The sequence below is a fragment of the Paraburkholderia sediminicola genome (assembly GCF_046027355.1).
Lineage (GTDB): Bacteria > Pseudomonadota > Gammaproteobacteria > Burkholderiales > Burkholderiaceae > Paraburkholderia > Paraburkholderia sediminicola_B.
Window position 1 is genome coordinate 122,455 of record NZ_JAQQEK010000013.1, and the last position, 17,829, is coordinate 140,283.

Here is a 17,829-nt window from a genome sequence, read left to right on the forward strand (position 1 = left end):
CGCCTCATTTTGGTGGTAATCGAAATTGGAGGTCGCTTGATGAGAATCGACAAACTCACCACTAAATTCCAGGAAGCACTGGCGGATGCCCAGAGTCTGGCCGTCGGCCATGACAATCAATACATCGAACCGGTTCACGTCCTGTCGGCGCTCGTCGCCCAACACGATGGCTCGGCGCGCTCGCTGCTCTCGCGTGCCGGCGTGCACGTGCAGGCGCTGCAAACCGCGCTCGGCGACGCCATGACGCGTCTGCCGCAAGTGCAGGGCACGGACGGCAATGTGCAGATCGGCCGCGAGTTGACCGGTCTGCTGAACCAGGCCGACAAGGAAGCGCAAAAGCTCAACGACACGTTCATCGCGAGCGAGATGTTCCTGCTCGCGGTCGCGGACGACAAAGGCGAGGCCGGCCGTCTCGCGCGTCAGCACGGCTTGTCGCGCAAGTCGCTGGAAAGCGCGATCGTCGCGGTGCGCGGCGGCTCGCAAGTGCACAGCCAGGACGCCGAAAGCCAGCGTGAAGCGCTGAAGAAATACACCGTGGATCTGACCGAGCGTGCGCGGGCCGGCAAGCTCGATCCGGTGATCGGCCGCGACGACGAAATCCGTCGCTCGATCCAGATCCTGCAACGCCGCACCAAGAACAATCCGGTGCTGATCGGCGAACCGGGCGTGGGTAAGACCGCGATCGTCGAAGGTCTGGCGCAGCGTATCGTCAACGGCGAAGTGCCGGAAACGCTCAAGGGCAAGCGCGTGCTGTCGCTCGATATGGCCGCCTTGCTGGCCGGCGCCAAGTATCGCGGCGAGTTCGAAGAGCGCCTGAAGGCCGTGCTGAGCGACATCGCGAAAGACGAAGGGCAGACCATCGTTTTCATCGACGAAATTCACACCATGGTCGGCGCGGGCAAGGCCGAAGGCGCGATGGATGCGGGCAACATGCTGAAGCCTGCGCTCTCGCGTGGCGAACTGCATTGCGTCGGCGCGACCACGCTCGACGAATATCGCAAGTACATCGAAAAGGATGCCGCGCTCGAGCGCCGCTTCCAGAAGGTGCTGGTCGACGAACCGACCGTGGAAGCGACCATCGCGATCCTGCGCGGTCTGCAGGAAAAGTATGAGCTGCATCACGGCGTCGATATCACCGACCCGGCGATCGTGGCGGCGGCCGAATTGTCGCATCGCTACATCACGGACCGTTTTCTGCCGGACAAGGCCATCGACCTGATCGACGAAGCTGCCTCGAAGATCAAAATGGAAATCGACTCGAAACCGGAAGAGATGGACCGGCTCGATCGTCGTTTGATCCAGTTGAAGATCGAGCGCGAAGCCGTCAAGAAGGAAAAAGACGAAGCGTCGCAAAAGCGTCTGCAACTGATCGAGGAAGAAATCGAACGGCTGAATCGCGAATATTCGGACCTCGAAGAAATCTGGACCGCGGAAAAAGCCGCGGTGCAGGGCAGCGCGCAACTGAAGGAAGAGATCGAAAAAACGCGTGCGGAAATCACGCGCCTGCAACGTGAAGGCAAGCTGGAGAAGGTCGCCGAGTTGCAGTACGGCAAGCTGCCGGGGCTCGAAGCGCAGTTGAAGGAAGTGACCAAGGCCGAGGCGAGCGAGCAGAACAATCCGACGCGTCCGCGCCTCTTGCGCACGCAGGTCGGCGCGGAAGAAATCGCTGAAGTCGTGTCGCGGTCCACCGGCATTCCGGTGTCACGCATGATGCAGGGCGAGCGCGAAAAGCTGCTGCAGATCGAAGAGAAGCTGCATGCGCGCGTGGTCGGCCAGGATGAAGCGATCAGCGCGGTGGCCGATGCGATCCGCCGCTCGCGTGCGGGTCTGTCGGATCCTAACCGGCCGTATGGTTCGTTCCTGTTCCTCGGTCCGACCGGTGTAGGGAAGACCGAGTTGTGCAAGGCGTTGGCGTCGTTCCTGTTCGATTCGGAAGATCATTTGATCCGTATCGACATGAGCGAATTCATGGAGAAGCACAGCGTCGCGCGCTTGATCGGCGCGCCGCCGGGATACGTCGGCTACGAGGAAGGCGGTTATCTGACGGAAGCCGTGCGTCGCAAGCCGTATAGCGTGATCCTGCTCGACGAAATCGAGAAGGCGCATCCGGACGTGTTCAACGTGCTGCTGCAAGTGCTCGACGACGGCCGCATGACCGATGGCCAAGGCCGCACCGTGGACTTCAAGAACACGGTGATCGTGATGACGTCGAACCTCGGTTCGCAAGTGATCCAGTCGATGGTCGGCGAGCCGCAGGAAGCGGTGAAGGACGCGGTCTGGGAAGAAGTGAAGCTGCACTTCAGGCCCGAGTTCCTGAACCGGATCGACGACGTCGTGGTGTTCCATGCGCTCGACCGCTCGAACATCCAGTCGATCGCGCGGATTCAGTTGCAACGTCTGCACGAGCGGCTTGCCAAGCTCGACATGCAACTGGTGGTGTCTGATTCGGCGCTCGAGCATGTCGGCAAGGTCGGTTACGATCCGCTGTTCGGCGCGCGGCCGTTGAAGCGCGCGATCCAGCAGGAGATCGAGAACCCGGTCGCCAAGCTGATTCTGGCTGGCAAGTTCGGTCCGAAAGACGTGATTCCGGTCGAACTGGAAGAAGGCAAGCTGGTGTTCGAACGCGTCGTGCATTAAGCGAAACGCGTTCTACGGAGAAGGGAACGGCGATGGTCGAGCCGTTCCCGACGACGTTAAAAAGCGGCAACGAAGGTGACTTCGTTGCCGCTTTTTCTTGCCCGCTGATTACGCAAGCGGGCACATGGACAGCCAAGGCCGCCCGCGTTGTTACGCGTTGCCCTTGCCGAACAGCGCCGACAAACCGCCGAGCGCGCCGAGCACGGTGGTGGCGTTCAGCTTGCCCTCAGCCGGCACTTCGCCTTCCGGCGTGGCTGCGTTGACGACGTGCGGCAGAATCTGCGACAGCAGTCCGGTGACCTGATCCGGCGGCACGCCGGCCTTCGCCGCGAGGTTGGTGACGGTTTCCGAGCCGAGCACGCTGTGCAGCGCGTCGGCCGCGATCGGCTGGTTCTCGCCGTTGCTGACCCACGAGGTCACGACGTCGCCGAGGCCTTTTTCCTTGAAACGGTCGATCAGGCCGTTCAGGCCGCCCGGCTGGCTATTGACGAATTCGAGTGCGGCCGAAACCAGGGCTTGCTGGCCACCGCCCTCGGGGGATTTGCCAACCAGGGAACCGAGTGTGTCGAGTAGGCTCATGACGGTCTCTCTTGAATGCCGACACGTGCTTGACGGGTCAGCGGGTGAAAACGCCGCGCGGTTGCGCGGCGCCGTGGAAGGAAGGCGGGCGGCGGCGAGATGGCGCCGATGAGTTTATCGCGTGGGGATCACGCGCCTATCACCTGGGCCGTTACGCTGCCGGCGCTCAATCCTGTTTCGTACTCCGTTTCATTCTCTCCGGTCCTCGTTTCGTGCTGTCAGGCACCGCCCGAGGCCGCCGCAGCCGATGCGGCCTTGCTCTTCTTGGCTTTCTTCTTCGATGCTTTGGTGTCGGAGGCATCAGCCGGCGCCGCCGCGGCGGCGGTGGCCGGCGCGGAAGCCGCTGCCGCTTCGGACGCCGCAGCCTTGCTCTTCTTCTTCGACTTCGACGCCTTCGCGCCGGAAGCGTCAGCTGGCGCGGCTGGCGTCGTGTTCGCAGCCGTGGTTGGCGCCGCCGTAGGCGCGGTAGGCGCCGGCGCTGCCTTGGTGCTGGTCGTGCTACTCGGCTTCGCCGCGGGCTTGGCGCCGCTCGGCGGCGTGGACGAGCCGTTGATCGTCAGGCCGGCCGCTTCGAGGTTGGTCACCGATTTGGCGCCGATGCCCTTGACGCGCGTGGCGAGATCATCGGCGTCCTTGAACGGGCCATTCTTGGTGCGTTCGTCGATGATCGCTTTTGCATGCACCGGGCCGATACCTTTGACCGATTCGAGCGCCGCCTGGTCGGCGGAATTCACTTCGACGGCCGCCGCAAATCCGGCCGACAGCGACAAAGCCAAAGCAACGCAAAGCATTAAAAGCTTCTTCAGCATGGCAAGCACTCCATTGAGGGCAAAAAAGTTAGCCGGAACGGGACGACGCATCTTGTCAGCATTCGCTGCGCTTAAGCATAGAACAAATTGCGCGCCCTTATTTGCGAACGCGGACGATTTATACCGATCGATTCATGACAAGTAAATCAGTGTGAACAAGATTTAAACCTTTTGCCTCGTTATTAGGCTGTTATGAGTTTATCGATCAAATCCGCGTGCCATAAAAAAAGACAGCGCAGACAAATGACAGCATGACGCGCTTGACTTAGAGTGCACTCGAAGTCCTAACCTGAGTTCCGTCATGTCGAATATCTCGAAAGCACTCACCATTGGGCAGGTCGCAGAAACGATCGGCGTTTCGACGCATACGCTGCGCTACTACGAACAGGCCGGGCTGATTCGCGCGGTCGGCCGCACGCAGGCGGGGCATCGGCTGTATTCGCCGGCCGATCTCGACTGGCTGCAGTTCGTGATGCGCCTCAAGGCGACCGGTATGCCGATCGCCGGCATGCAGGCGTTCGCGGCGTTGCGCGCAGAAGGTCAGCCGACGGTGGGCGCGCGCCGCGACATGCTGGTGGCGCATCGGGATGCGGTTTTGGCGCGGATCGCCGAGTTGCAGGTTAACCTCGGCACGATCGTCGACAAAATCGCTTACTACGAAGCGGCCGGGCGCGCACCCGCCGTGGAGCATTCGGCACGACAGATCGACGAAACCCAGGCGCATTCACATTCGGAAGAGGACTCACCATGGACCACGCACACAACGACCGCTACACCCGAGGCTGGGACAAACTGAAGCAGATCGACGGCTCGGCCGGCGAACAGGTGATCGCCGCGCTCGCGCCGATCGCGCCGGATTTTGGTCGTCTGCTGATCGAATTCGGCTTCGGTGATATTTACAGCCGGCCGCAGCTCGATCTGCGCGCGCGTGAAATTGCCACGATTGCCTCGCTGGCCACGCTCGGCTGCGCGCAGCCGCAGTTGAAGGTGCATATCGAGGCGGCGTTGAACGTCGGCTGCACGCGCGATGAGATCGTCGAGGTGTTCATGCAGATGGCGCTCTATGCGGGCTTTCCGGCGGCGCTGAATGCGCTGTTCGCCGCGCGCGAGATTTTCGAGCGCCATGATCAGGCGGTGCATGACGCGCAAGCGGCGAGCTCGGCGCAGGTGTTGGAGGAAGAGGCCCACGTGGCCGCGGGTTGATATCCGCGAGGCACCGCGACAGCAAGGGTATGGCAGGCGGTTGCTTTGGGCGGCCGCTTTTTGTTGAGGTTCTAACGCAACTAACGGTCTGTTATTGACCTCTGCCACGACAGAGGGTCAGTGGCCGAGGATCAAACTGCGGCTTACCAACGGGAAAGCCGGCCATTTTGCAGCCTGCAACAGCCCCGTCAAGCCGCCGAATCCACCCGAAGCGCCGCGTCGGCATGCAAATACCGCTTGCTCACCACCCGCCAATACATCAGCAAGCCAATGCCCGCGATCGCCAGACTCGCGGTATTCGCCACCCAGAAGCCGCGCGCGCCGGTCAGCCATTCCGGCGTGACGCCGGTCACGTTGAAGCCGAGCACATAGCCACCACCGAGGCCCACGCCCCATAGCGCCACGGCATAGATCACGGTCGGCACGACCGCCACCTTGTAGGCGCGCAGCACGAACGCGGTGGTGATCTGCAAGGCATCGAACAGGTGATAGCACACGACGATCAGCACCAGCGGCAGCGCCGCCGCCACGACCTGCGCATTTGGCGTATAGCCTTCGACGATGTATGGCCGCAGCGCCAGCACGATCGCGCCGTAACAGCAGGCGATCGCCATGGCCATGATGATGCCGTGACGCGACAGCGTGCGCGCCGCTTCCGGGCGATGCGCGCCGAGCGCCTGCGCGACCAGCGTCGACGAAGCGATGCCGATCGACAGCGGCGTCATGTAGAGCACCGCGCCGATGTTGCCGGCGATCTGGTGGCCGGCCAGCGTCGTCGTGCCGAAGCGCGCAATGAAAAGCGCCATGAACGTGTAGGAGGTCACTTCGATCAGATAGGACAGGCCCATCGGAATGCCTAGCCGCAGTAGCGCCGCCTGGCGCCGCCAGACCGGCGAGCAGAACTGCGCGAAGATCGCGAACGGCCTGAATACATCGACGCGCGTCAGCAGCAGCATGCCGACCACGGCCAGCGCCCAGTTGATCGTCGTGCTGGCGAGCGCGCAGCCCGGCCCACCGAGCGCCGGCACGCCTAAGCCACCGAAGATGAACCACGTATTGAGCGGCACCTTGAGCAGCAGCGCGCCGATCTGCAGGATCATCACGAGCCGCGGTTTGCCGACGGCGTTAGTGATCGAACTGTAGACGCGAAAAGCGAGGCCGGCCGGCAAACCGAAGGCCAGAATCCGCAGATACGCAACCGTGCGGTCGTGCAGTGCCTCGGGCACGCGCGCCAGCTGCAGCACGGGGCCCGGGAAGAACAGAATCAGGAAACCGATCACGGTCAGCGCCAGCGCGAGCCATAAGGCCTGGCGAACTTCCTCGCCGATCTCGATGTAGCGGCGCGCGCCGTAGAGTTGCGCGGTAATCGGTTGCAGCGCGGTCAGAATGCCGGTCAGGCCGATATACACGGAGATATAGATCGACGAGCCGAGGCCGAGCGCGGCGAGATCGACAGCCGAGTAGCGGCCGACCATCGCCGTGTCGATCACGCCGAACGCGATGATCGCCAATTGGCCGATCAACACCGGCCAGGCGAGGCCGGCGATTTTCCGTACATCGGCGAACATGCTCAGTCGGCCTTCTTGTGCCAGCTGCGGCGTTTGACGACCGGCGGCTTCGGACGGTCGATGCGCACGTACAGACGGAAGCGTTCGTCACGGTCAGCCACGCGGCGGCCTTCCCACACCAGCTTCCACACGAAGTCGGACATCGCGCTCGGTTCGCCGTAGTCCTGCGCGTCCTGACGCAGGATCACATCGCAGTCCTGGTCGAAGGAGAAGTGCATGTCGCCGAAATAGGCAAAGGTCGCGATCTGCGCATTGCCGAGGCGCACCGGTGAAATGCAGGTGTAGTCGTCCGGCAGATGAGCGGATATCTGTTCAGCGACGTCCTTATAGGTCCGGCTGTAGTTGACGACCGGCAGCCATAACGTCATGAGCAGCACCCACATCAAGGTCGTGCCGGCGCTCGAGAGCACCACGCTGCGCCACAAGACTTTTGGATGACGCGCGAGACGCCACTGCACCAGCACGAACCAGCAGATCGTCACGGCGACCGCGCAGACGAACGACAGGATCTTGAACTGCGGCGCGAAGCCCGGCGCGAGACGCGCCAGATTGCGCGCGAGCGGATGCGGGAAGCCGGTCAGCCCCGCGATATAGACCAGCCAGACGAAGCTGCCGAGAATCGTGAAGCTCAGGAGCGCGAACCAGTCGATTGCGTTGATCGCACCGCGCTTGAGCGTGGGCAGCGCGAAAGCGGCCAGCACCGCGAGCGGTGGCAGCAGCAGCATGTAAAGCCGGTTCGACTGATGGCTTTGCAGCACGACCAGCACGAACAGCGGCCCGATCACCGAAAGCGGAATGGCGACGTGCGGCGCGCGTCGCAGGCCCGACCAGCTGAACCACGCCCAGAGTGCCAGCGGCCATGCCGGCCAGGTGAAGAGCGGCAGGTTTTTCAGCGCATAGCCGGCGACCGAGCCGGGCGGCCCGGCGAACGAACTCAAGCTGACATGCACCCATTGATTGAGGTACCAGACGGCGTCGTTGGGGAAGGCGGCGAGCGCGGCGATCGGCCACGCCACGGACAGCACGAGCGCCACCGGCAGCCCCGCCAGCAGCAGCCAGCGCGAGCGCGTCTCGCGCACGATCAGTGTCATCGCCAGCGTGCCTAGCAGCAGCGCGCCGACCAGCACCGGGCTGCTGGCCAGGGTGACGAGGGCGATGGCGAGCCCCCAGATCAGCGCGCCCTGAATCGGCTTGTCGATCATGCGCACGAGCCCGTACACGAGCATCGCGATGCCGAAGAACTGCGCGAGCTGCGGCGTGGTTTCGTGGCCGCGCTCGGCGAGGCCGAAGCAGGCGAGCAGGATCAGCAGCGCGCCGTCGGCGAGCGTGCGGCCGTAGTCGCGTGGTTCCGGCTCGCCGCCGAACGCGTATTTGAACGGCTGGACTTCGGCGCGCCGGCCGAGCAGATAGGCGGCATACCAGACGAACGCGCAGCCCGCGCAGAACATCAGGCCGGTAAAGACGCGCGAGGCGTTGCTGGCGTCGACCCACGGCGCGAGCAGGCGGATCGCGCTGGCGCCGAACCAGTAGCCGAGCGGGCCGTCTTCAGTGAGGTATTTGCCGACCAGATTCGGCAGCAGCCAGTCGTGCGCGCCGCCGTTCGCCATGGTCCACATGACGCCGAAGCCGGCTGCGTCCTCGTTCTTCCACGGATCGCGGCCGAATAGTCCGAACGATGCGTAGACGATACAGATGGTCAGCAGCAGCCAGCGCGGCAACGCACTGGTCGCTGAGGCAGTGAGGCGAACGACAGGTCTCATGCGGTGTGTGGATATCGGATAAGCGGTGCAGCCGGGACCGGACGGCATGTCCGGCTGGAATGGCCAATTTGGAGCATCCGGCATTGTAGTCGTGCCGTGCGATGCGCGTCACGGCCGGTAACGGCTCGCAACGTGGTTGGGAAAGCTGTAACACGGTTTTGGCGACGAGCCGCCCGCGAGCGTTTTCGTCAACTCGCCATTGGCGAAGGATCGGCCAGGCGACAAAAAAGGGCAGCTCACGCTGCCCTTTTTGCTCCTGCTTCGCTGCCGGCCAGAGCCGGCGACGAGCCAGGTATTACTTCGCTGCTGCCTTGCCGGTAGCGCGCGAGCCGAACTTGTTGCGGAACTTCTCGACGCGGCCTGCCGTGTCCATGATCTTTTGCTGGCCGGTGTAGAACGGATGCGATTCCGACGACACTTCGATCTTGGCGAGCGGGTAGGTCTTGCCGTTGAATTCGGCGGTTTCACGCGTCTGGATGGTCGAGCGCGTCACAAACTTGAAGTCGTTCGACACGTCGATGAACAGAACTTCGCGGTAATCCGGGTGAATGCCTTCTTTCATGGTCTTTCCTTTAATCTGGCGGTAGCCAACCCGCGTGCGGCCGTATTTGAACGAACCGCATCTAGGCGCGAGCCACTTGCCTATGGTCGAAAAACGGCGATTATGCCAGAAAATCAGTCGCTTGACGACTTTTGCGGCGGCTTTTTGCTAGCAGTGCGTGCCGTTTTCACGGCTGTCCTGCCGGATCGCGGCCGGCCGGCAGCCCTTGCCTGGCAGGCGTTGCGCCTCAGGTGGCAGTGAACGTCACGCCGACCCGCGCCGGATCCTGCCGGTAATAGCGCGCGAGCAACCGGTAAAGCTCCGGATACTCGGCTTCGAACGCCTGCGGTTGGACGAACAGCGCCTCGCTGCAAACGGCAAAAAATTCCGATGGATGGTCCGCCGCGTACGGATCGATCAGCGAGTCGCGTTCGAAGCGCGCCCAGCGGCGCTCCGGCACCGCGTCGACTTTCGCGCAGAAGTGGTCGTAAGCGTGGTCGAACACGTCGGCCCAAGCCTGCGAATCGAGCGGTGCGTGCCAGCGGCGCATGAGCGGCGGGTGGCCGTCCGCCTCGCCGTTCAGCATGTCGATCTTGTGCGCGAATTCGTGAATCACGACGTTGTAGGCGTCCGTGCCGTCCGTCATCTGCGCGTCTTCCCACGACAGCACCACGGGACCGCCTTCCCATGCTTCGCCGCTCGCGTCCTGTTCGACTTCGTGCACCACGCCGTCCTCGTCCTCGACCGTCTTGCGGATCACGAACTCGCCCGGATAGACGATCACGCCGACCCAGCCGCGATACAGATCGAGGCTCAGGTTCAGCACCGGCAGACACGCCTGGGCGGCGATCGCCACCGTCATCGCGTCGGTGAGTTCCAGCTCGTGCGCGGTCGAAAATTCCTTTTGCGCGAGGAACAGGCTCGTCAGTTCGCGCAAGCGCACGAGGTCCGGCGCATCGAGATGAGCGAGGAACGGCAGGCCGTCGAGCGTGGCTTGCCAGAGCGAATCGTCGATCGCGTAGTCGCGCAGCGCGCGCTCGCGCCGGCGTGTGCCGAACCATTGAGTCAGTTTCGAGAGCATGGCCTGAAGCAACCCTTAGTCGATCTGTTTTTGCCACGCGGCAAACAGGCCGCCGCATATCGCCACGCCGATCAGGAAGTAGAAGCCGTCCAGCGAGGCCAGAAAACTGGCCTGTTGCGCGACCGTGCGGCTGATTTCCACGACCGCTAGTGAGTGTGCCTCGGACGGCGAGCGGCCGGCGGCGGTAAAGCCATTCGTCAGCGCGGCGAGCGAGTTCTGGAACACAGGATTGTACGGATTCACGAACTCCGCGAGGCGAGTTTCGTGCAGCGCCTGCCGATGCTGCTCGACGATGATCACGGAGGCCGTCGCGAACGACATCGTCAGTTGCCGCACGATGTTTTTCAGCCGGTAGCCGTGGGTGAATTCTTCGATGGCGAAGATTCTGAACGTCAGATTGGCGACCGGCAGCACGATAAACAGCAGCAACAACCCGCGCAACAGCAGCGGCAGCATCAACGCCGCTTCGCCGACGCCGGGCGACATGCACGTCATCCACGCCGCGGCGAACGCGGCCACCGCGAAGCCGGGCACGATGATCCACTTCTTGCGCGGCAGCAGCTTCGCGTAACGCAAATAGACGAACAGGGCGCTCGCCGAAATCAGCGACGTCACGCCGACCAGTTGCCCGGTGTTTTCGACCGGATAGCCGAGTCCGCTCTCGAGAAAGCGCGAGATCAGGTAGCTGAACACCGTCGAGATGTAGTAGTAGAACATGTAGAGCACGAGCCCGACCTGAAAGACCTTCTCGCGCAACGCATGGAGGCGCATGAGCGGCGCAGGGTGATGCCACTGGTGATAGGCGAACCAGCCTAGGGCGACGATCCCGGCGACGGTCAGCAGAATCAGTCCGGGCGACGCGCTGAACAACTGGAAGCGCACCTGCTGCATTACTATTTGCAGCGCGCCTTGTGCGAACGCGAAGATGACGTATGGCCAGAAATGCGCGGAGCCGCGTTCCTCGGGCAGGCGGTTGCCGGAGTCGGGCAGCGCGAGCAAGGCCAGCACGGCGAACAGCACGCCCACGGGCGCCGTGCATGCGAAGAGGGCGCGCCAGTCGAAATGCCCGACCAACTGGCCACCGATCAGCGGCGCCAGCGCACTGCTCAGGACGATCAGTATGAGAAACGCGCGAGTGGCCGCGGGCCGCTGCTGCGGTTTGAAGCTCATCTGGATCAGGATGCGGCAGGTGCCCATCATCGGGCCGATGAAGTAGCCTTGAAAGCCACGCGCGAACGCCAGTTCGATCGACGATTCGCACAGCGCCGCGGCCACCGCGCCGGCGGCATAGAGCAGCATGCAGCCGGCCACGTAGCGCCGGTAGCCGAAGCGTTCGACCCACCATTGCTGCTGCAGGATGCCCAGCACCGCCGCGACCGCATAGGCGCTCGACGCCCACACCAGTTCATCGGGCGACGCGTTGATGCCGCCGGCGATGTAGCTGGTGAAAAACGAAAAGATCGAATTGTCGAAATAATCGAGCCCGGTGACGACGGCCAGCACCCAGGGGAAGAACTCGCCACGCAGTTTTTCGACGCTGAACAACGGCACGCGGGACGACGTCGTGCTCATGAGGATTCGCCCGTCGTAGGGTCGTCCGGTTCTTTTGGCTGCTTTGAGGGTGCCGCGTTGCCCGCCTTGGCGCGCGCGTTGCGGCGCTGCTCGAGCAGCGCGTCCGCATTCTCGCCGGCGAGGCGACGCTTGAGATAGTCGAGGTCGGGGCTCAGTTCGGCGCGCAGCTTCTGCGCTTCCTTCAGTTCACGGCGCATGCTTTCGATGCGTGCGTCGAGTGCTGCGACCTGCTGCTCGATGGCGTCATGAATCTGCTGCAGCGACTCGGTCGAGTAACGGTGGCCGCCGTCGACGGCTTCCAGCGGACGCTTGAGCATTTCGGTGACGCTGTGCAGCGAGAAGCCGAGCGAGCGCAAACGCAGAATGCGGCCGAAGCGCTTCAGATCCTCTTCGTCGTAAAGCCGGTAGCGGCCTTCGCTGCGCGTGGGCGAGACGAGTCCGCGTTCCTCGTAGTACTTCAGGGTGCGTGCTGTGACGCCGAGACGTTCGGCGGCGTCGCGCACCGTCAGCAGAGTGGGTGAGTCCTTGGGCATAGGCGTGTGACAGACATGACGGACTGGTTGCATTGTACTTCAACGTGTACGTTCACGTACAGGTTGTCACGCTAGATGGCGTTGACGTTGGAACGCTGGCCTGGTCTGCGCGCCGTGTGGGGACGCCAAAAAAAGACGGACGAAAAAAAGCCGCTCGTTATGGCAAGCGGCTTTTCTATGCGATGCGGGTGAAACGGCTAGTGCGGCAATATCAGCCCAAGGCCTTAGCTGCCACCACCACGACGCATCATGTCGAAGAACTCGGAGTTGCTCTTCGTCTGGCGGATCTTGTCGAGCAGGAATTCCATCGACTCGACTTCATCCATGTCATGAATGAACTTGCGCAGCACCCAGATCTTTTGCAGCACTTCGGGCTTGATGAGCAGTTCTTCGCGGCGCGTGCCGGACTTGTTCAGGTTGATCGACGGGTACACACGTTTTTCAGCAAGACGGCGCTCCAGGTGCACTTCCATGTTGCCGGTGCCCTTGAACTCTTCGTAGATCACGTCGTCCATGCGGCTGCCGGTTTCGATCAGCGCCGTGCCGATGATGGTCAGCGAACCGCCTTCCTCGATATTGCGCGCCGCGCCGAAGAAGCGCTTCGGACGTTGCAGCGCGTTGGCGTCGACACCACCCGTCAGCACCTTGCCCGAGGCCGGCACGACGGTGTTGTACGCACGCGCGAGACGCGTGATCGAGTCGAGCAGAATCACCACGTCGTTCTTCATTTCGACGAGGCGCTTGGCTTTTTCGATCACCATTTCGGCGACCTGCACGTGACGCGCGGCCGGTTCGTCGAACGTGGAGGCGATCACTTCGCCCGCCACCGAACGCTGCATTTCGGTCACTTCTTCCGGGCGTTCGTCGATCAGCAGCACGAACAGCACGACGTCCGGATGGTTCTGCTTGATCGCGTGAGCGATATGCTGAAGCATCACGGTCTTGCCGGACTTCGGCGACGCCACCAGCAGGCCGCGCTGGCCTTTGCCGATCGGCGCGATCATGTCGATGATGCGACCCGTGACGTTTTCCTCGCCACGCATTTCACGTTCGAGCAGCAGCACCTTGTTCGGGTGCAGCGGCGTCAGGTTTTCGAACATGATCTTGTGCTTCGAGGCTTCCGGCGGCTGGCCGTTGACCTTGTCCACCTTCACCAGCGCGAAATAGCGTTCGCCGTCTTTCGGCGTGCGCACTTCGCCTTCGATCGTGTCGCCCGTATGCAGATTGAAGCGGCGGATTTGCGACGGGCTGATGTAAATATCATCCGTGCTGGCGAGGTACGAGGTTTCCGGCGAGCGCAGGAAGCCGAAGCCGTCCGGCAGCACTTCAAGCGTGCCGTCGCCGAAGATCGTGTCGCCCGTCTTGGCTCGTTTTTTTAGAATGGCGAACATCAATTCCTGCTTGCGCAGGCGGTTCGCACTTTCGATCTCGAGGCCATTGGCCATCTCGATCAATTCGGACACGTGCAGAGTCTTAAGCTCGGATAAATGCATACGGAGAACCCGCAGGAGAAGGTGCGACGAAATGAAATCTGGGAGGAGAGTGAGCGGAACCGCTCAAGGACTTACACGTCTTTTCGACGTTTTGCGGATTCTAGCATAGCACACGCCAGTTTCCGTCAGTGCGACGGCATGGCATCTTTCTTGTTGAGCGTGTTGCCGGCTGACAACACGCTCAACACGACGCACCCGCGGGCCTCAGAAGGCTCGAAGCGCGCCGATGCGACCGCTTTTACAGGTTGCCGTCGAGGAACGCGGTGAGTTGCGACTTCGACAACGCGCCGACTTTCTGCGCGGCGACTGCGCCGTTCTTGAACAGGATCAGCGTGGGGATGCCGCGCACGCCGAACTTGACCGGCGTCGACTGATGTTCGTCGACGTTGATCTTGGCGATTTGCAGGCGATCGGCGTAATCCTTCGCGACTTCGTCGAGGATCGGCGCGATCATCTTGCACGGACCGCACCATTCAGCCCAGAAATCGAGCAGCACGGGTTTATCGGATTTCACGACGTCCTGTTCGAACGATGCGTCGCTAATATGCTTGATTTGTTCGCTCATTGTATGAATACCTCTATCGGTTCGAGGCCCGCCTGAATTGCTCGCCACGATACGTCAAAACCTAAGGAAACTTCCGTTCGCTTTGCCGCAATCGGAGCCTTGCCGACACACGCCGGAAAAGGTGAAAACCCGTTTCGGAATATGTGGAGGCGCGCGTTTGCGGGTCATCCGTACGGCAGTTTAGCTTAATTCGCTATGCGTTGCCGGGGGCGATAGTACTCATCAGGGCAGTGGGGCCAATGGCTGCCGATGAAGTGCCGCCGTGTTTCATCAACCATGACGCAACCTATCTGGTGACTCGGCGGCCAAACTCAAGTGGCGTCCGCACGGGTGGGTCGCGACATTCGCCTATATTGTGTCAAGGGCGCGATTTGGCGCGCCGTTGACACTTTGCTCGTATTAACAGTCGCACGACAGGCCAAGCGGTGATAGAATGTTTCGTGACGGGCCTCCTCGCATGGAGGGATGGTCAACCTGGTCAGGTCGGGAACGAAGCAGCCACAGCCGTTTTCCACCAGTGCCGAGGGTCGGGCTCGTCACCTTCCTTTTTCTGTTTTCTCTTGTTGTTCTCCGCGGGTTCTTCCGCAAACGCTTTCCATCTCCTGTTTTACCCTGAGTGCAGTCGCATGCAACCATGCCTTATGGTGTTTTTGCGCGCCTCATCTATTTTTTTCTATCGGTCCATTAGCCAGTTTCAATGAAGTGGAGCGGAGCGTTCGCGCGCCGTCGCGAATCGGTTTTGCGCGGCATCGTTACTGATACAATTTCCGGATGACCTATCAAGTTCTCGCACGCAAATGGCGGCCGAAGGATTTCGCTTCGCTCGTCGGACAGGAGCACGTGGTGCGCGCGCTCACGCACGCGCTCGACGGCGGCCGTCTGCACCATGCCTATCTGTTTACCGGCACACGCGGCGTCGGCAAAACCACGCTGTCGCGCATCTTCGCCAAGGCGCTGAATTGCGAAACCGGCGTGACCTCCACGCCGTGCGGTGTCTGCCGCGCGTGCCGCGAGATCGACGAAGGGCGCTTTGTCGATTATGTGGAGATGGACGCGGCGAGTAATCGCGGCGTCGACGAAATGGCCGCGCTGCTGGAGCGCGCCGTCTACGCGCCGGTGGATGCACGCTTCAAGGTCTATATGATCGACGAAGTGCACATGCTGACCAACCACGCCTTCAACGCCATGTTGAAGACGCTGGAAGAGCCGCCTTCGCACGTCAAGTTCATTCTCGCCACGACGGATCCGCAAAAGATTCCGGTCACGGTGCTGTCGCGCTGTCTGCAGTTCAATCTGAAGCAGATGCCGGCCGGCCATATCGTGTCGCATCTCGAGCACATTCTCGGCGAAGAGAAGGTGCCGTACGACGCCCAGGCGCTGCGCCTGCTCGCGCGCGCGGCCGACGGTTCGATGCGCGACGCGCTTTCCTTGACCGATCAGGCGATCGCCTATTCGGCCAATCAGGTCAATGAAGAAGCCGTGCGCGGCATGCTCGGCGCGCTCGATCAGAGCTACCTGATTCGTCTGCTCGACGCGCTCGCGGACGGCGACGGCGCCGCGGTGCTGTCGGTCGCCGACGAGATGGCGTTGCGCAGCCTGTCGTTTTCGACGGCGCTGCAGGATCTGGCGAGTTTGCTGCATCGGATCGCGTGGGCGCAATTTGCGCCGTCGTCGGTGCTGGACGAGTGGCCCGAGGCGGCCGACCTGCGCCGTTTCGCTGAAGCGCTGAGCGCCGAGCAGGTGCAATTGTTCTATCAGATCGCGACGATCGGCCGGAGCGAACTGGGTCTCGCGCCGGACGAATACGCCGGCTTCACCATGACGCTGCTGCGCATGCTCGCGTTCGAACCGGCGCCCACGGGCGGTGGTGGTGGCGCCGTGGGTTCGGCGCGTACGTCTGGCCAGGCGGGAGCGAGTGGGGCGAAACGTGCCGGTGCGCCGGCTGTGGCCGCGCAGCAGGGTGCGTCGGGAGCGCCTGCGATCGCGGCTGCAAGCGCTGTGCTGGGGAATTCGCGTGGTGCGAGCGCGAACGCCACTGCGCCGGCTCGTGAAACGCAGCCGGACAATGCTGCGGCATTGGCGAAGGGCGCTGCGGTTCAGCCTGCGCAGCAAGCCAATAGCCCAATTGAAGTGCCGCCAGCTGATAACAGCATTCAAGCTACGTCGCCCGATTCTGGTCAAGGCGAGGCAGCAGAGCAATCACCTGGCGCGGAGCCGGCAATCACCGCCGAGTCGGCGCCGGTGCCGGTTGTTCACAACGTGAATTCAGCGCCGTTGCAGTCGGTGGACGATGCCGTCGCGGCATCCGCGTCGCCAGTCTCGTCTGCCGCCCCTGTGGCCGCCGCCTTGGCGCCGTGGGATGACGCGCCCACCGACTCGGCGGCGAACGAAGCTTCCGTAACCGCAGGCCCCGATGGTTCGGCCGCAACCGAAGTCCCCGCAGTCGCATCCCTCGACGACTCAGCGCCCGCGTCTTCGCTAAGCGCACCCGCAGCCGCCGCGCTCGCACGTACCGAGCAGGCCGCCGCAGCAGCACCGTCGCAAGAGCTGCCGCCCGCGGGCGATAGCGCACCGCGTCGCGCAGGCGGCGCGAGCGCCGCGCTCGACGTCTTGCGCAGCGCGGGTTTGAAAGTGTCCTCGGACCGTGGCCGCGCGAGCGCGGCAGCGGCCGCGAAACCCGCCGCGCCGGCTACGCCGAAACCGGCCGCACCGCGCGTCGTCGTTCCCGTGCCGACGCCCGGCGCACCGCGCCGCGCGCCGCAGCAGGATGCCGCGCCGGCAGCGCCGGCCACTCGCGCCGCAGGGTCGTCGCCGTCATCGCCCGCACAGCGCAACGGCGCTGAGCAAAGCGGCGCGTCGGCGCCGCCGTGGGACGACATGCCGCCCGACGAATACATGCCGCTCACCGCCGCGGACGAAGGCTATTACGGCCTGCCGGACGACAGCTACATGCCCGTCTTCGACAGCGGGCCGGACGACGTCCGCATGAATACCGCCGCAGCGTCCACGCCGGCGCCTGTGGTCGACCAACGTCCGCTGCCGCCCGCCGTGTCGCTCGATCCGTTGGGTTTCAGGGGCGACTGGCCGGCGCTCGCCGTCGACTTGCCGCTCAAGGGCATTTCATATCAGCTCGCGTTCAACAGCGAGTTGATGGCGCTCGAAGGCAACACGCTCAAACTGAACGTCCCTGTTCCGCAGTACGCGGAAGCCTCGCAGGTCGCTAAACTGAAAACCGCGCTCGCCGACAAGCTCGGCCAGACCGTCGACGTACTCGTCGAGGTCGGTCCGGCGCGCCGCACGGCCGCCGCGCACGACGCCGCCATGCGCGCGCAGCGTCAGCAGGAAGCGGAGCGCGAGATCGGCGCCGATCCGTTCGTGCAGTCGCTGATCCGCGAGTTCGGCGCGAGCATCGTGCCCGGCTCGATTCGCCCGATTAGTCCGGACGCCGGCTCGAACGGCGCGCCGTCGGTCCACTGATTCGCCGCGCG

The 17,829-nt window shown here is 63.1% G+C and carries 13 protein-coding genes, 1 other RNA gene and 1 pseudogene; 5 read left to right on the forward strand and 10 right to left on the reverse strand.

The annotated features are described in order from the left end of the window. The first annotated feature begins 39 nt into the window (after positions 1 to 39). Positions 40 to 2,637 (forward strand): ATP-dependent chaperone ClpB, encoded by a 2,598-nt coding sequence (gene clpB, locus PQR42_RS22810; protein ID WP_408206250.1) that lies wholly within the window; start codon positions 40 to 42, stop codon positions 2,635 to 2,637. Positions 2,638 to 2,787: 150 nt separating this feature from the next. On the opposite strand, the pseudogene PQR42_RS22815 reads toward clpB, so the two are convergent. Next, a pseudogene (locus PQR42_RS22815) lies at positions 2,788 to 3,246 on the reverse strand (YidB family protein); the annotation flags it as partial. A 188-nt stretch (positions 3,247 to 3,434) separates the two neighbouring features. Continuing rightward, the gene (locus PQR42_RS22820; protein WP_408387492.1) at positions 3,435 to 4,025 is read right to left on the reverse strand and encodes a ComEA family DNA-binding protein; all 591 of its coding nucleotides are present in this window, start codon (positions 4,023 to 4,025) and stop codon (positions 3,435 to 3,437) included. Positions 4,026 to 4,326: 301 nt separating this feature from the next. Here PQR42_RS22820 and PQR42_RS22825 point away from each other — a divergent pair, with 301 nt between their 5' ends. Then, positions 4,327 to 4,821: a MerR family transcriptional regulator gene (locus PQR42_RS22825; protein WP_408387491.1), complete on the forward strand. Its 495-nt coding sequence runs from the start codon at positions 4,327 to 4,329 to the stop codon at positions 4,819 to 4,821. Continuing rightward, positions 4,773 to 5,228 (forward strand): carboxymuconolactone decarboxylase family protein, encoded by a 456-nt coding sequence (locus PQR42_RS22830; RefSeq protein ID WP_408387490.1) that lies wholly within the window; start codon positions 4,773 to 4,775, stop codon positions 5,226 to 5,228. Before PQR42_RS22825 ends, PQR42_RS22830 begins: the two co-directional genes overlap by 49 nt. Positions 5,229 to 5,416: 188 nt before the next feature. Here the strand turns inward: PQR42_RS22830 and PQR42_RS22835 are convergent, their stop codons facing one another. The 8 genes from PQR42_RS22835 to trxA form a co-directional block, all read right to left on the reverse strand. Continuing rightward, on the reverse strand, positions 5,417 to 6,796 hold the full coding sequence (locus tag PQR42_RS22835) for an MATE family efflux transporter (protein WP_408387489.1): 1,380 nt from the start codon (positions 6,794 to 6,796) through the stop codon (positions 5,417 to 5,419). Between the two features lie 2 nt (positions 6,797 to 6,798). Continuing rightward, a complete protein-coding gene (locus PQR42_RS22840; protein WP_408206259.1) occupies positions 6,799 to 8,556 on the reverse strand; it encodes an ArnT family glycosyltransferase in 1,758 nt (585 codons plus the stop codon). 295 nt (positions 8,557 to 8,851) lie between these two features. Then, a complete protein-coding gene (locus PQR42_RS22845) occupies positions 8,852 to 9,118 on the reverse strand; it encodes a type B 50S ribosomal protein L31 (protein ID WP_064269917.1) in 267 nt (88 codons plus the stop codon). A gap of 226 nt (positions 9,119 to 9,344) precedes the next feature. Then, a complete protein-coding gene (locus tag PQR42_RS22850; protein WP_408387488.1) occupies positions 9,345 to 10,178 on the reverse strand; it encodes a M90 family metallopeptidase in 834 nt (277 codons plus the stop codon). Positions 10,179 to 10,193: 15 nt separating this feature from the next. Further along, entirely contained in the window at positions 10,194 to 11,750 is a 1,557-nt protein-coding gene (locus PQR42_RS22855) for an MFS transporter (RefSeq protein WP_408387487.1), read from the reverse strand. Further along, positions 11,747 to 12,283 carry a MerR family transcriptional regulator gene (locus PQR42_RS22860; RefSeq protein WP_408387486.1) on the reverse strand — a complete coding sequence of 179 codons (537 nt, stop codon included), beginning with the start codon at positions 12,281 to 12,283 and terminating at the stop codon, positions 11,747 to 11,749. Before PQR42_RS22860 ends, PQR42_RS22855 begins: the two co-directional genes overlap by 4 nt. Before the next feature lie 224 nt (positions 12,284 to 12,507). Next, positions 12,508 to 13,776 (reverse strand): transcription termination factor Rho, encoded by a 1,269-nt coding sequence (rho, locus tag PQR42_RS22865; protein WP_006048863.1) that lies wholly within the window; start codon positions 13,774 to 13,776, stop codon positions 12,508 to 12,510. Positions 13,777 to 14,014: 238 nt separating this feature from the next. Next, entirely contained in the window at positions 14,015 to 14,341 is a 327-nt protein-coding gene (gene trxA, locus PQR42_RS22870; RefSeq protein WP_006048864.1) for a thioredoxin TrxA, read from the reverse strand. Positions 14,342 to 14,783: 442 nt separating this feature from the next. On the opposite strand from trxA, the gene ffs reads away from it, so the two are divergent. Beyond that, positions 14,784 to 14,882, forward strand: an RNA gene (ffs, locus tag PQR42_RS22875) — signal recognition particle sRNA small type. A 230-nt stretch (positions 14,883 to 15,112) separates the two neighbouring features. Next, positions 15,113 to 17,818 (forward strand): DNA polymerase III subunit gamma/tau, encoded by a 2,706-nt coding sequence (locus PQR42_RS22880; RefSeq protein WP_408387485.1) that lies wholly within the window; start codon positions 15,113 to 15,115, stop codon positions 17,816 to 17,818. Positions 17,819 to 17,829: the final 11 nt, after the last annotated feature.